This window comes from Winogradskyella algicola, assembly GCF_005869935.1.
In the GTDB taxonomy this organism is placed as follows: Bacteria; Bacteroidota; Bacteroidia; order Flavobacteriales; family Flavobacteriaceae; genus Winogradskyella; species Winogradskyella algicola.
Genome location: NZ_SZQF01000003.1, coordinates 258343 through 272780, shown reverse-complemented (window position 1 = coordinate 272780; position 14438 = coordinate 258343). Strand labels below are relative to the sequence as shown.

Sequence of the window (14438 nt, the reverse complement as noted above, 5' to 3'; positions counted from 1 at the left end):
TCCTTAGATGTCTATTCTAAGAGACAAAAATATTTTATTAGGCATTACAGCAGGTATTGCCGCATATAAATCTGCAAGTTTAGTCAGATTATTCATTAAAGCAGGCGCCAACGTTAAAGTTGTTATGACGCCTGCTTCTAAAGATTTTATAACTCCACTTACGCTTTCAACCTTATCTAAAAATCCAGTATACTCATCTTTTGTTGACGAAGATGATGATAACGAGGTTTGGAACAATCATGTAGAACTAGGATTATGGGCAGATTATTTTGTAATTGCTCCCGCAACTGCTAATACCATGGCAAAAATGGCTAATGGTGTTTGCGATAATATCCTTTTAGCTACATACCTTTCAGCTAAGTGTCCTGTATATTTTGCTCCTGCAATGGATTTAGATATGTACAAGCACGAATCTACAAAAACGTCTTTCGAAAAACTAACCGCTTACGGAAATAAAATGATACCTGCAGGTACCGGAGAGTTAGCCAGTGGTTTGGTAGGCGAAGGTCGTATGTCAGAGCCAGAAGATATTGTAAGTTTTGTGGAAAAAGATGTTTTGAAGCAATTGCCTTTGCATGGTAAAAAGGTACTTATTACTGCTGGCCCAACTTATGAGGCTTTAGATCCTGTGCGATTTATCGGAAATCATTCTAGCGGAAAAATGGGTTTTGAAATCGCAAGGGCAGCAGCGAATCTTGGTGCTGAGGTCATTTTGGTTTCAGGACCAACGCATCAAACTATAACGCATGCACTAGTTAGTGTAAAGTCTGTGGTTAGTGCGGAAGATATGTATAATGAAGTACATCAACATTTTAATTCTTCGGATATCGCAATTCTTTCTGCTGCTGTAGCCGATTACAGACCAAAAAATGTAGCCAACCAAAAAATAAAAAAGAAAGATACTACGTTTAGTATTGAGTTAGAAAAAACAAAAGATATTCTAAAATCTCTAGGCGAGATAAAAAAGCATCAATTTTTAGTTGGTTTTGCATTAGAAACCAATAACGAATTAGAGCATGCCAAAGGAAAGTTAAAATCTAAAAATTTAGATTTAATTGTGCTTAATTCTTTGCAAGATAAAGGTGCTGGTTTTGGAGTATCAACAAATAAAGTTACATTTATAACATCGTCTAACGATATTATTGAAAATCCGCTTAAATCTAAAGCTGAAGTTGCTAAAGATTTAATGCAACAGATCTTAAAACAGCTAGATGCGTAGATTATTAGTTTTATTAGCCTTTTTATTCTCAGCGGTTGTGTTTTCGCAAGAGTTGAACTGTACTGTTAGTGTCATTGCTCAGCAAACGGGAAATGACAATAATGTTGTTTTTAAAACCTTAGAAAAACAGCTCAATGAATTTATAAATAACACCAAATGGACGGAGAAAAACTTTGGTGCAGAAGAGCGTATTAACTGTAGTATGGTTATTAACATTAGCAATTATGAGAATGACAGCTTCAGTGCCACCTTACAGGTTTCTTCTTCCAGACCAGTGTTTAATTCTACATATAGTTCTCCGGTCTATAACTATAACGATAGGGACTTCAATTTTCAGTATATAGAATATCAAAATATGGTATTTAACCCATTACAGTTTGAATCTAATTTGGTGTCTGTGTTATCTTTTCATGTGTTTATGATTTTAGGAATGGATGCGGATTCATTTGCGTTAAATGGAGGTGATGAATATTTTGCTCAGGCACAAACTATAGCAAACTACTCGCAACAACTTAACGGACAAGGCTGGAAACTAGAAGATGGTCTACAATCGCGTTTTGCTTTAATTGATAACTTATTGTCACCTACATTTAAAGAGATTAGATCTACAATGTACAGCTACCATATAGAAGGTATGGATATAATGGCTGAGGACGCAAAAGGTGGGAAGTCTAAAATTATTTCTACTTTATCTGAACTACAAAACATACATAGAAGACGTCCAAATTCTTACTTAATGCGTGTGTTCTTTGATGCTAAATCTGATGAAATTATGGACGTACTCTCTGGTGGTCCAAGTGTTAATATTGTAGAAGCTGTAGACATACTTAATAAAATTGCACCAATGCACTCTCAGAAATGGCGAAAAATTAAGTTTTAATTTTCTCTTTATTTTTTGAATAGCCATTCTCAACTTCACTCAGATTCTATATTTTTGTAAAAACAAATTATAGATTTTTGCTAACCTCACTTTACATAAAAAATTACGCCTTAATAGACGAACTCAATGTTCAGTTTAATAATGGATTAAGCATTATTACAGGTGAAACAGGAGCTGGTAAATCTATTTTATTAGGTGGTTTGTCTTTGGTTTTGGGTAAACGTGCAGACTTAAGCCAAGTAAAAGATAAAGATGACAAATGTATAATCGAAGCTAGCTTTGATATTGCTAATTATAATCTTAAGACCCTTTTTTCAAAATTAGATTTAGATTACGATGTGCAAACTATAATTAGAAGAGAAATTTTGCCTTCTGGCAAGTCACGTGCCTTTATAAATGATACACCAACAACCTTAGATAGTTTGTCTGAGTTGAGTTCATACCTTATAGATATTCATTCTCAACATCAGACACAAAAATTAATAGATAACGATTATCAGTTTAAAGTTATAGACGCTTTGGCAGATAATAAAGAAAACTTAGAAACGTATTCCAAAAAACTAGCTGATTATAAACGTCTTCAAAAGTCCTTACAGACTTTAATGGATTCAAAAGCAGAACTAATAAAAGAGTATGATTATAATCTCTTTTTGATGAACGAGTTGAACGAAATTAATCTAGAATCTATTAATCTTGAAGATTTAGAAACACAGTATGAGCAACTTAATAATGTTGAAATAATAGGCGAGAAGCTAGCTAATACTAAAGGCATCTTAAGTTTGGAAGATCAAGGAATTATTGATCAACTAAATGCCGTAAAACAAGAGCTTAATAAAATTTCTGGTTTTGGTAAAGTTTATGAAGCTATTGCAGAACGCGTAACAAGTGTTCATATAGAACTCAATGATTTGTTGTTGGAATTAGATGATTTAGAAGACACATTATCTAATGACCCTCAAGAGTTAGAGCGTGTAAATTCTCAACTTCAAATTCTTAATAACCTATTTCAAAAACATGCTGTATCTCAAATTGAAGATTTAATTTCTATAAAAAATGAATTAGAGTCTAAGGTCTCTGATACAGAAGGATTGGATGATGCTATTAAGGCAAGGGAAGACGAAATCTCCAATCTTCAAAAAGAACTAAATAAAATAGCGGAGCAAATTTCTAAAAAACGAGAATCAGTATTAACAATTTTAATACAAAAGCTCGAAAGTTTGCTTGCTGGTTTGGGAATGCCAAATGCCAAATTTAAGATTGAACTTACAGATGCAGAACGATTTTTACATAACGGAAAAGATAATCTGCAGTTTTTGTTTATGGCCAATAAAGGCTCAAGTTATAATGAATTGAAGAAGTCTGCTTCAGGAGGTGAATTGTCAAGGATAATGTTGGCAATTAAATCAATTTTATCAGAATATATTCAATTACCATCTATTATGTTTGATGAAATAGACACTGGAGTTTCAGGTGAAATTTCAAATAAGATGGGAGACATCATGAAGCAAATGAGTGGCAGAATGCAAGTGTTTGCTATAACGCATTTACCTCAAATTGCAGCGAAGGGTAATTCGCATTTCAAAGTGTTTAAAATTGATAAGGATAATACAACAGAAACACAATTAAAAAGATTGGGTGAAGACGAACGCGTTGTAGAAATTGCTCAAATGTTGAGCGGAATGGATATTACAGAATCTGCTCTAGCTCATGCCAAGCAATTGTTGAATTAAATAATATTATATTTGGTTATAAATTAAGAGTTATAATGTACAACGATGTGGAAAATTTGTTCTATGAAGCTGATAAATTAATCAGTCAAGAAAAAATCATAGAAGCAAAGGACTTATTATTTGAGATTTTAGAAAACGATCCAGACTATTCTAAAGCGCACAATCATTTAGGGTGGATTTATCATTATAAAATGGTTGATTTTTCTAAGGCAGAAAGACATTATAAACTAGCTTTAAAATATTCTAAAGATTATCATGCACCTTATGGTAATTATGCTTATTTTCTACTAGACACAAATGCTTATGAGGATATGTTAAGCTTTGGAAGAGAGGCTCTTGAAAAGAAATTTGTAGACAAGGGAACTATTTATAACCAAATGGCAAAGTCTTATGAGCTGACAGGTAATCTTTTAATGGCATATGATTATTTTAAAAAGGCAAAATTTCACTCAACTGCAGGTGGCTACATTGAAGAAATAAATGCATCGCTGTTCCGAGTAAAGGGAAAAATGAATATCATACAGAAAATAAAATCACTTTTTAAATAAAAAACTAACAAAATACTATGTACAACTTACTAAAAGGAAAAAAAGGAATCATTTTTGGAGCTCTTGACGAAAATTCAATCGCATGGAAAACAGCAGAGCGCGTACATGAAGAAGGAGGCGAATTCGTACTGACTAATGCGCCAGTAGCTATGCGTATGGGACAAATAAATGCTCTTGCTGAGAAAACAGGCTCGCAAATTATTCCTGCAGATGCCACTTCAGAAGAAGATTTACAGAACCTTGTAGAGAAGTCTATGGAAATTTTAGGAGGGAAAATTGATTTTGTTTTGCACTCTATAGGTATGTCCATCAATGTTAGAAAAGGAAGACATTACACGGACCAAAAGTATGATTGGACTCAAAAAGGAACAGATGTATCTGCAATGTCTTTCCACAAAGTTATGCAAACGCTTTACAAAGCAGATGCTATGAACGAATGGGGAAGTATTGTTGCTTTAACTTACATGGCAGCACAACGTGTATTTCCAGATTATAATGATATGGCAGATAATAAAGCATATTTAGAAAGTATCGCACGCAGCTTCGGTTATTTCTTTGGAAGAGATAAGAAAGTACGTGTTAATACAATTTCACAATCACCAACGCCTACTACTGCTGGCAGTGGTGTTAAAGGTTTTGATGGTTTTATTTCTTATGCAGAAAAAATGTCTCCGTTAGGTAATGCAACCGCTATGGACTGTGCAAATTATACGGTAACATTGTTTAGTGATTTAACACGTCGTGTTACACTTCAGAATTTATATAATGATGGTGGATTTAGTAATATGGGAGTAAGTGATGCTGTAATGGATAAATTCATAGCGGAATAGCTCTAAATTTAAATATAATTCAACACTTGAGGCGTAACTTTAAAAAAGTTGCGCTTTTTTTGTTAAATAGATGTTAATATTATATTTTGGTAATGGGTGGTTTATTTCTCAGCTATAGAATATGTTTTGCAGATTATGAAAAGAATATGGATTTGGGCTTTATTAGCATTTAATTTTACTTCAGCACAGATTTCCTTTGCAGAAAGTTCGCAACAACTTGGTGTTTCTGCAAGTTGCGGATACACTTACTTAGGTAATGGTATTAGTTTTTATGACTACGATAATGATGGTTGGGATGATGTTACTATTGCATCTTCTAATGGCGAACCTATTTATTTCTTTAAAAATATCAACGGTAACTTTGTGACTCATAATATAAATGTAGTTACTGATGATTTAAGTGCAAAACAGATTAATTGGGTTGATATTGATAATGATGGAGATAATGACTTGTTTTTAACAAGTAGCAATTCTGGTATACGGCTTTATGAAAATTTAGGTAATATGATTATGCAAGATATTACCTATACCTCCGGAATGTTGACAGATGCTTTTCCTTATTATGGTGCTTCTTGGGGAGATTATAATAACGATGGCTATCTTGATGTTTTTGTGAGTATAAGGGATAATTATATTCCAAGTATTTTGTACAAGAATAATGGCAACAATACATTTACTTTGGTAAATTCAGAAGTTGGTTTGGTTAATATAGGTTATATGTCGTTTTGTTCAGCTTTTTTGGATTACGATAATGATGGTGACCAAGACATATACGTGTCTAATGATAAGTATTCAAACAGAAACTTAATGTATAGAAATAATGGCGATGGTACGTTTGCTGAAGTAGCAGAAGAAACAGGAACAGATATAAGCATTGATCCTATGACTGTTACGGTTGGGGATGTAAACCAAGATGGGTGGCCAGATATGTATATTACTAACGATCCTAGTGATAGTGTCCTCTTCATAAACAACAGTGATGGCACTTTTACAGATATGGCTCAATCATATAATGTAACCTTTAATAGTACAGGTTGGGGTGCAGTATTTTTAGATGCGGATAATGATAAAGATTTAGACCTTTATATCAGTGGTGAAAATAATGGAAGCGTAACAACTCAATTATCTTCAGCATTATATGAAAACAACAACGACGGAACCTATAACTTAAATAATTTCGCAATACCAAATGATTTAGCCTATAGTTATGGAAATGCAGTTGGTGATATAGATAACGATGGTTATCCTGAGATTGTCGTAAATAATATAAATCACAGCAATATTTTTCTTTGGAAAAATAATACACAAGATATTAATAATTGGTTAAAAGTAAAGCTTGAAGGAACAGTAAGCAATAGACAAGGTATAGGTTCATATATAGAAATTTCCATAAATGGTGAACAACAATACAGATACACACATTGTGGTGAGGGATACTTATCTCAAAACTCAGGAACTGAATTCTTTGGAACTGAACATCATACCATAGTTGATTATGTTAAGGTAAAATGGCTTAGTGGTTTAAAGGACATTTTATATGACGTACCAGTCAATCAGACTTTAGATATTGTTGAAGGTTCCACATTATCACTCACAGATTATGAAACTGAACCAAGATTGTGGTACAATAATCCAATAATTAACATTATTAAGCTAAATTCTAATCAAATAATAAGCGAAATAAATATTTATGATGTTCTAGGGAGTTTGGTTCTAGAGAAACAGGCAAAGAAAAAGGGTGTTGTTATCAATGCTTCAATATTAAATTCAGGTATTTTCATCTGCAAAGTTCAATTCTCAAATAATAATTTTCAAACCATTAAATTGATTAAGAAGTAATAATTTTTGCCATTTATCAATTGATTTTCATTTATAGTAACATGTTAAAACACCATCTGTATTTCGGCGATGTTTTCTGTTTTTTATCGATTAGTAAATAATGATAAGGAGTATTGTAAAATATTGACATATTTTTAACATATTACTAACTTAAAATTCATGTTAATATGAAAAAAATTACATTTAATTGTTTTCTTATAATGTTTTTGGCTGGAACGTTTATTGGTTCTGCACAAACGTTAAACCAAAATGCTGGTTGGCCCAACGCAGCTTGGACATTAGGGGGAACTTATGGTTCCTCAGGTTTATTAGAAGATCCAACGATAGCATCAACGAACTTTTCTTTTGATGATGATGCAACAGGAAATGGGAACGAGGACAATATTACAGCAACCTCGCCAGTTATTGACCTTACGGCTGCTTCTGGGGCTGGTGAGACTTGGATAACAGTTTCTACTGACTTGGTGTATCGTTATTTAGCTAATGATGAACTTAAATTCCAATATTGGGATGCTGATGCAATGATATGGGTAGATTGGGGACCAGCAAATACTACGACTACAACGGGTGCACCATTTGGAGGTCCTTATTGTGGGGCAACCTTTGAAAATTGGACAACAGATATATTGAATATTGCGTCGTTTACAGCAACTCAGCTTTCTGGTTTTAGATATCGTATATCATATGATGATGATCCTGCTGGTGATGATTGGAATTATGGCTTTTGTTTTCAATCACCGACAATAACTTCTGCAACTCCACCTTCATGCCCAGAACCAGCTTCTCTTATGGCCACAACTACCAGTACTACAGATGTAGATATTACTTGGATGGTTGGTGGTTCTGAATCAGAATGGACTTATGAATATGGTGTTTCGCCTTATGCTCAAGGTGGAGGTGGCACTTCTGGTACAGTAATGACAACTCCTTCTTTAACACTAATGGGATTAACTCCAGGTGAAACATATGATATATATGTTCAATCAAATTGTGGTGGTGGAGCAGGAGATAGTGGTTATATAACTGTACAATGGACTCAACCGAATCTTGGGGAATCATGTACCACTCCAATTTCGGCTACAGTTGAGGCTGATTGCAGTACTGCCACTCCATTTACTATTGATTTTTCTACAGCACCAAATATTGGCGGTACTGGTTCTTGTGATGCAACAGGTGATAATAGAGGTTTTTGGTATGAATTTACAACTACAGCATCTGGTGGTGTAACTATTTCAAATTCTGGTTCTAATAATGAGTATGTCATCTTAGACTCATGTGGAGGAACTGAGATTGTTTGTGCAGCAATGCCAGCTAGTGTTGATTTAGTTTTAATGCCTTCTACTAACTACAGAATGGCAATTTGGAAAGATAGCTTTCAAACATTAACTACAGATGATTTTTGTATTCAAGAATTTACACCTCCAGCGGCACCAAACTGTGCAGAAGCACCAATTTCTCCAGTAGACATGGCAACAGATGTTGCAGGAGGTACTGTAAACCTAAGTTGGACAGCTCCTTCTTCTGGCCCAGCTCCTACCGATTATGAAGTTTTCTTTGGGGAAACATCAGGAGCCTTAACATCTTTAGGGTTATTAGGGTCAACAGATACAAATGTTGATGTTACTGGTGTAGGATTTAACACCACATATTATTGGTCTGTTTTACCTTACAATGGAGTTGCACCTGCTGCAGGACCTTGTTCTGAGTGGAGTTTTTCAACAGGTAATCCACCGCCAGGAGATGATTGTACTAATCCATTTATAGTAGGTGCATTACCGTACAGTGATACAAATGATACAGCTAATTTTAGTGACGTATATGATGGTTCTCCAGGGGCTTCTGGTTGTGGAAGTACTTCAGGTTACTTAGGCGGTAATGACGTTGTTTATTCTTACACGGCTGCGTCTGATGGTTCAATAAATGTTTTATTATCTGGTGTAGGTACATATACAGGTATTTTTATGTACACAGATTGTTCTGATATTGGTACAGCTTGTGCGGATGGTGGTGTGAATGGATTTGCTGGTGGCGATATTGCATTAGATGATATTGCGGTTACCAATGGCACAACATATTATTTTGTAATATCTACTTGGCCAGCACCACAAACTACAGCTTACACTCTAGATATTACTGAAAATACTTGTACAAATGCTACAGTTGATTATGCAGTGGTTAACGATTGTGATGTTTCAGGTGGTTTTAATATCGAAGTTGATATTACAGATATGGGATCAGCAACAGACTTAACAGTAAGTGATGACCAAGGTAGCCCTACGCAAGCAGCTACTGGTGTTACGACTTTAACATTTGGGCCTTATGTAAATGCAACTGATGTTGTCATTACTGTTGTAGATGATAATGATGCAAGTTGTACACAGTCAAGTTCTGCTCTGACACAAGCTGCTTGTCCTCCTGTAAACAATGATTGTGCTGGAGCTATAGCGGTTTCTGATGGGAGTTCAGTTACTGGTTCAACTGTTGCTGCTACCAATGTTGAAGCTTTAACGGCTTGTAATGGTGGTGGTGGAAGTGCTGAAACAGGTTGTGCAGGTGGTACAGGTACAATGAATTTTGGTGCTGGTATATGGTATGTTATTACAACTTCCGAAGGTGAGGTTGTAACTGCTACTACAGATAATAGTCCAGTACCATTTGACACTGAAATACAAGTATTTGAAGGTTCTTGTGGTGCTCTTGTTTGTGTTGGTGGTGATGATGACGGTGGAGCTAACGCTGCATTATCTACATTCTGTTGGGAAAGTTCAGCAACTGGCGGTGGAACTGTTGATTACTTCATTTATGTCGATGGTCATTCAACTAGCACAGGTGAATTCCAATTAGATATAAGTGTAGAGCAAACCCTTTCTACAGCTAGCTTTGAAGATGAAGCTGCTTTTACTTACTATCCTAACCCAGTAAAAAATACATTAACATTAAATGCTCAAAATACTATTGAGAATGTTGCAATGTATAATATGCTAGGTCAAGAAGTATTAAGAGCTACACCAAATGCTGTTAATAGTGAATTAGATATGTCTAACTTACAAGATGGTGCTTACTTTGTTAAAGTAACTATCGCGGATGTTACTAAAACTATAAAAGTAATTAAGCAGTAATTTTAGATTAACATAAATTATCAAAAGCCACCTATTAAAGGTGGCTTTTGTGTTTTCTTTAGTTACTTTTGTAGCTATGGAGAAGCTGTATTTTTCTTTTATAATTCCCGTTTATAACAGACCTGAAGAAATTAAAGAACTCTTAGAGAGTTTTAAACATTTAGAAGGTGATTATAACTACGAAATAGTTATAGTTGAAGATGGTTCTTCTATTACGTCTGAGGATATTATTAAGAGCTTTAGTGCTCATTTAAGTATATCCTATTTCTATAAGGAAAACTCCGGCCCAGGTGATTCTAGAAATTTTGGTATGAGGCATGCTAAAGGAAATTACTTTATAATATTAGACTCAGATGTTATCTTACCATCAAATTATTTGATTGAGGTAAAAAAGTTCCTTTCTAATACATATTATGATTGTTTTGGTGGGCCAGATGCAGCACATCCATCATTTTCAAATCTTCAAAAGGCTATCAATTTTGCTATGACCTCTTTTATTACAACTGGTGGTATTAGGGGAGGGAAGAAACAAGTTAAAGATTTTCAGCCAAGAAGTTTTAATATGGGCTTGTCCAAAAAAGCTTTTTTAGAGACAGGTGGCTTTGGTAAAATACATCCTGGTGAAGATCCGGATTTATCTTTAAGGCTATTAAAATTAGGTTTTAAAACAACTTTAATTGAAAATGCTTTTGTATACCATAAACGTCGAATATCGTGGTCTAAATTTTACAAGCAAGTAAATAAGTTTGGAATGGTGCGTCCAATACTTAATCAATGGCACCCAAAGTCTAAAAGTTTAATATATTGGTTTCCTGCTATGTTTACTTTAGGTTTTATAATTGCAGTAGGTCTTGGTATGTTTAATATGTTACTACCTTTATATTTTTATGGTTTTTATTTTGTTATGGCTTTTATCTTAGCGCTAATTAATAGTAGAAGTTTGATTGTAGCTATTTTGTCTTTAGTAGCTATTTTAGTTCAGTTTTTTGGCTATGGTTACGGGTTTATTAGGTCTACATTCAATATTGTAATTTTGGGTAAGCAGCCAGAAAACGCTTTTCCTCAGTTATTCTTTAGATGATAAAATGAGTTCAAAAAAAAGATTGAGCATATTAGATTTTATTAAAAAGCGAAATATCAATCGTTTCAGTATCTTTTTTGGCATAGCATTTATCTTTTTGATTTTTTCAAAACTTTCTAATGATTATAACCAAACAATAAAGCTTAAAATACAGTTTAGCAACCTAGCAGAAGAAATAATTATTGATAAAGATACATCTATCACCATTGATGCTATTGTAGAAGCAAAGGGTTTTTCATTAGTACCTTATATCTTTAATAACTCTAAAACAATAACCCTGAATGCCAATGAAGACATAACCGTAAGTGAAAAGGAGTTTGTTTTCGAGGTACAAGAAAACAGTTTTCTTATAGAAAAGCAGCTAGGGTCTTCTTACAAAGTTCGTTCTTTAAAACCAGAAGTGCTGCATATACCATATTCTAAAAGAGCATCTAAATTTGTGCCAATAGAATTAAAAGCGAATATTAATTATACCACTGGCTTCGATATAAAAGGTAACTTTGATTTAAGTATAGATAGCGTTAAAATTGTTGGTCCTTACGAGAAAATAGCAAATATCAGCTCGGTATTGACAAATGATTTGAAACTAAAGAATGTTAGTAACGATATTAATGCCAGTGTTACTATGTCTGAAATAAATGGTGTCGAAATTTTTCCTAAAAGTATAAATGTAAAAGCAGAAGTGAAACGTTTCACGGAAGGTAAAATGGAGGTGCCACTGACAATAATTAATAAACCAAAAGATGTTCTTATTAATTACTTTCCTAAAACGGTTACGCTTTCCTATTATGTAGATTTAGAAAGTTTTAATCAAATTAAAGCTTCTGATTTTCTTGTTGAATGTGATTATAATGAAGTAAACGAAGGCCAAACTTATTTTACACCTAGGGTTACTAAACTCCCAGAGTTTGTAAAGCGTATAAATGTTAAGCAGAAGCGTATAGATTTTATAAGATTATAATATGATTGTAGTTGGTTTAACAGGTGGAATAGGAAGTGGTAAAACAACCATAGCTAAATGGTTTCAATCTCAAGGGGTACCTGTGTATATTGCAGATAAAGAAGCTAAAGCTCTAATGAACAGGTCTAAAGTTATAAAACGAAAGCTTACAGCGCTTTTTGGTGAGAATGCATATAAAAATGGTATTTTAAATAGAGAATTTTTAGCATCTAAGATTTTTAGTGACAAAACCTTGCTATCTCAAATGAATGCTGTTGTACACCCAAAAGTAGCTTCACATTTTAAACGCTGGCTAAAAAAACAAGACACACCTTACATTATTAAGGAAGCTGCCATAATTTTTGAAAATAACCTAGAATACCAATACGATTATATTATTACAGTTATAGCTGATGAAAATTTAAGAATAGAACGCGTTATGCAACGCGATAACACTTCAAAAGAGAAGATAGAATCTATCATTCGTAATCAACTCTCTGATGAAGAGAAGGTTAAAAAATCTCATTTTGTTATTAAAAATAATAATTTGGAAGAGGCACAGAAACAAGCACAGGATATACACCAAGCATTACTTCAAAAAACTAAACAGCAATAATCTTCTGATTGTTAATGTAAGGTTAAACATAATTTGTGCTAAATGTTAAAATGTTAAATTTGGCTGATGAGTAAAAAACTATTCATCTTATTGGTGGTTTTAATGAGCCTATCGCTCATAGGTATAATCTTTGTACAATCATTCTTTATAAATAATAGTTTAGAGAATGAAGAAAAGAATTTTACAAGAAGTGTTACTAGAGCTTTAAGCTTTGTATCTAGAGACATTCAAGATTACGAGATTAGGAAGTATTATGCCAATATACAACCGTATATAGAAAATAATAAAAAGCCAGATTCCACCATAATAAGACAATTATATATTACGACTGAAGATGATGTTAATGATCAAACCATTATCCATCGTAATACTATTTTAGAAGAGCGTTTTAAGGTGCCTTCTTTGTTCTTTGAAATTGATACAGACAGTATAGATATCAGTAATTTTACTAGTGAGCGTACAACAGAGTACTTTGAGAGATCGCGATTAGATGGTAATTTAGGAATTAAACCTACCAAAACCTTAGTGGAATTTTCTAATCTTTCAGACATAGATAAAAAAGCTTATGAAGATTCTTTTAAAACACAATTGCGCGAAGTGCCTATATATAAGCGTGTCAGTGCATTGCAGGTAGAGACTTTACTGAAGAGACATCTTAAAGATGAAGGAATAGATATAAATTTTGAATTTGCTATTTATGATGATGATTTAGCAACCAAAGTACAGACCAGAAACTTTGAAAAAAGTAATGCCTTTTTAGGAGTTCCGGTGTTCTTAGATACTAATAATGAAAGTAGTTATAGGCTTTATGTAGATTTCCCAGAAAGAAAAAAGTTTTTAATATCTACAATACTTAAAATGATTGTGTTATCCATAGTATTTACAGGTGTTATAATTATTGCCTATTCTAGTGCCATTTATCAATTAATAAGACAACGTCAGATATCACAGATAAAAACAGATTTTATCAACAACATGACGCATGAGTTTAAAACACCAATAGCCACAATAAATTTAGCTTTAGATGCTATAAAAAATCCAAAAATTATTGCTGATCAAGATAAAGTGAAGCGTTATTTAGGAATGATAAAGGACGAAAATAAACGTATGCATGCACAAGTAGAAAATGTATTGCGTATATCTAAACTAGAAAAGAACGAACTTAACATAAGTAAGGAACGATTAGAGTTACACGACTTAGTTGAAGATGCGATAACACACATTGAGTTGATTGTAGAAGACAGAAAAGGATATGTAAAAGCACATCTTAATGCAGATAAAACCTCGGTTTTAGCAAATGAGTCGCACTTTACAAATGTTATAGTTAATATTCTAGATAATGCTGTTAAGTATTCAGATGATGAGCCAAAAATAGACGTTTTTACAGAAAACGCTGGTAATAACGTTATTCTAAAAATTACCGATCAAGGTAACGGAATGTCTAAGCAAGTGGCCAAGCGTGTGTTTGAAAAATTTTACAGAGAGCACACAGGAAATGTACATAATGTTAAAGGGCATGGGTTGGGATTAGCCTATGTAAAACGAATAGTAGATGACCATCAAGGTCATATATCAGTAGAAAGTGAAAAAGGAAAGGGTAGTACTTTTATAATAAAACTACCATTAATATCATAAA

11 protein-coding genes are annotated in these 14438 nt (G+C 33.5%); all 11 read left to right on the top strand.

Features of this window, described 5'->3' with window-relative positions:
* The first annotated feature begins 7 nt into the window (after positions 1-7).
* A complete protein-coding gene (coaBC, locus tag FC091_RS07325) occupies positions 8-1219 on the top strand; it encodes a bifunctional phosphopantothenoylcysteine decarboxylase/phosphopantothenate--cysteine ligase CoaBC (protein ID WP_138433625.1) in 1212 nt (403 codons plus the stop codon).
* The gene (porD, locus tag FC091_RS07320) at positions 1212-2099 is read left to right on the top strand and encodes a type IX secretion system protein PorD (RefSeq protein WP_138433624.1); all 888 of its coding nucleotides are present in this window, start codon (positions 1212-1214) and stop codon (positions 2097-2099) included. The genes coaBC and porD overlap by 8 nt, the downstream gene beginning before the upstream one ends.
* Positions 2100-2176: 77 nt before the next feature.
* Positions 2177-3829 carry a DNA repair protein RecN gene (gene recN / locus FC091_RS07315; RefSeq protein ID WP_138433623.1) on the top strand — a complete coding sequence of 551 codons (1653 nt, stop codon included), beginning with the start codon at positions 2177-2179 and terminating at the stop codon, positions 3827-3829.
* Positions 3830-3864: 35 nt separating this feature from the next.
* A complete protein-coding gene (locus FC091_RS07310) occupies positions 3865-4377 on the top strand; it encodes a tetratricopeptide repeat protein (protein WP_138433622.1) in 513 nt (170 codons plus the stop codon).
* A gap of 17 nt (positions 4378-4394) precedes the next feature.
* Positions 4395-5207 carry an enoyl-ACP reductase FabI gene (locus FC091_RS07305; RefSeq protein ID WP_138433621.1) on the top strand — a complete coding sequence of 271 codons (813 nt, stop codon included), beginning with the start codon at positions 4395-4397 and terminating at the stop codon, positions 5205-5207.
* 135 nt (positions 5208-5342) lie between these two features.
* Positions 5343-7046 carry an FG-GAP-like repeat-containing protein gene (locus tag FC091_RS07300; RefSeq protein ID WP_138433620.1) on the top strand — a complete coding sequence of 568 codons (1704 nt, stop codon included), beginning with the start codon at positions 5343-5345 and terminating at the stop codon, positions 7044-7046.
* Between the two features lie 167 nt (positions 7047-7213).
* Entirely contained in the window at positions 7214-10165 is a 2952-nt protein-coding gene (locus FC091_RS07295) for a T9SS type A sorting domain-containing protein (RefSeq protein ID WP_138433619.1), read from the top strand.
* A gap of 76 nt (positions 10166-10241) precedes the next feature.
* Positions 10242-11246: a glycosyltransferase gene (locus FC091_RS07290; RefSeq protein ID WP_138433618.1), complete on the top strand. Its 1005-nt coding sequence runs from the start codon at positions 10242-10244 to the stop codon at positions 11244-11246.
* Between the two features lie 4 nt (positions 11247-11250).
* On the top strand, positions 11251-12207 hold the full coding sequence (locus FC091_RS07285) for a YbbR-like domain-containing protein (RefSeq protein ID WP_138433617.1): 957 nt from the start codon (positions 11251-11253) through the stop codon (positions 12205-12207).
* 1 nt (position 12208) lies between these two features.
* The gene (gene coaE, locus FC091_RS07280) at positions 12209-12802 is read left to right on the top strand and encodes a dephospho-CoA kinase (RefSeq protein ID WP_138433616.1); all 594 of its coding nucleotides are present in this window, start codon (positions 12209-12211) and stop codon (positions 12800-12802) included.
* A 66-nt stretch (positions 12803-12868) separates the two neighbouring features.
* Entirely contained in the window at positions 12869-14437 is a 1569-nt protein-coding gene (locus FC091_RS07275) for a sensor histidine kinase (RefSeq protein WP_171032485.1), read from the top strand.
* Position 14438: the final 1 nt, after the last annotated feature.

Bases quoted from the DNA above. Each gene is read 5' to 3' on its own strand.
- coaBC (WP_138433625.1), top strand. From the start codon at position 8: ATGTCTATTCTAAGAGACAAAAATATTTTATTAGGCATTACAGCAGGT.
- FC091_RS07305 (WP_138433621.1), top strand. From the start codon at position 4,395: ATGTACAACTTACTAAAAGGAAAAAAAGGAATCATTTTTGGAGCTCTT.
- FC091_RS07295 (WP_138433619.1), top strand. From the start codon at position 7,214: ATGAAAAAAATTACATTTAATTGTTTTCTTATAATGTTTTTGGCTGGA.
- FC091_RS07290 (WP_138433618.1), top strand. From the start codon at position 10,242: ATGGAGAAGCTGTATTTTTCTTTTATAATTCCCGTTTATAACAGACCT.
- FC091_RS07310 (WP_138433622.1), top strand. From the start codon at position 3,865: ATGTACAACGATGTGGAAAATTTGTTCTATGAAGCTGATAAATTAATC.
- FC091_RS07275 (WP_171032485.1), top strand. From the start codon at position 12,869: ATGAGTAAAAAACTATTCATCTTATTGGTGGTTTTAATGAGCCTATCG.
- FC091_RS07285 (WP_138433617.1), top strand. From the start codon at position 11,251: ATGAGTTCAAAAAAAAGATTGAGCATATTAGATTTTATTAAAAAGCGA.
- coaE (WP_138433616.1), top strand. From the start codon at position 12,209: ATGATTGTAGTTGGTTTAACAGGTGGAATAGGAAGTGGTAAAACAACC.
- porD (WP_138433624.1), top strand. From the start codon at position 1,212: ATGCGTAGATTATTAGTTTTATTAGCCTTTTTATTCTCAGCGGTTGTG.
- FC091_RS07300 (WP_138433620.1), top strand. From the start codon at position 5,343: ATGAAAAGAATATGGATTTGGGCTTTATTAGCATTTAATTTTACTTCA.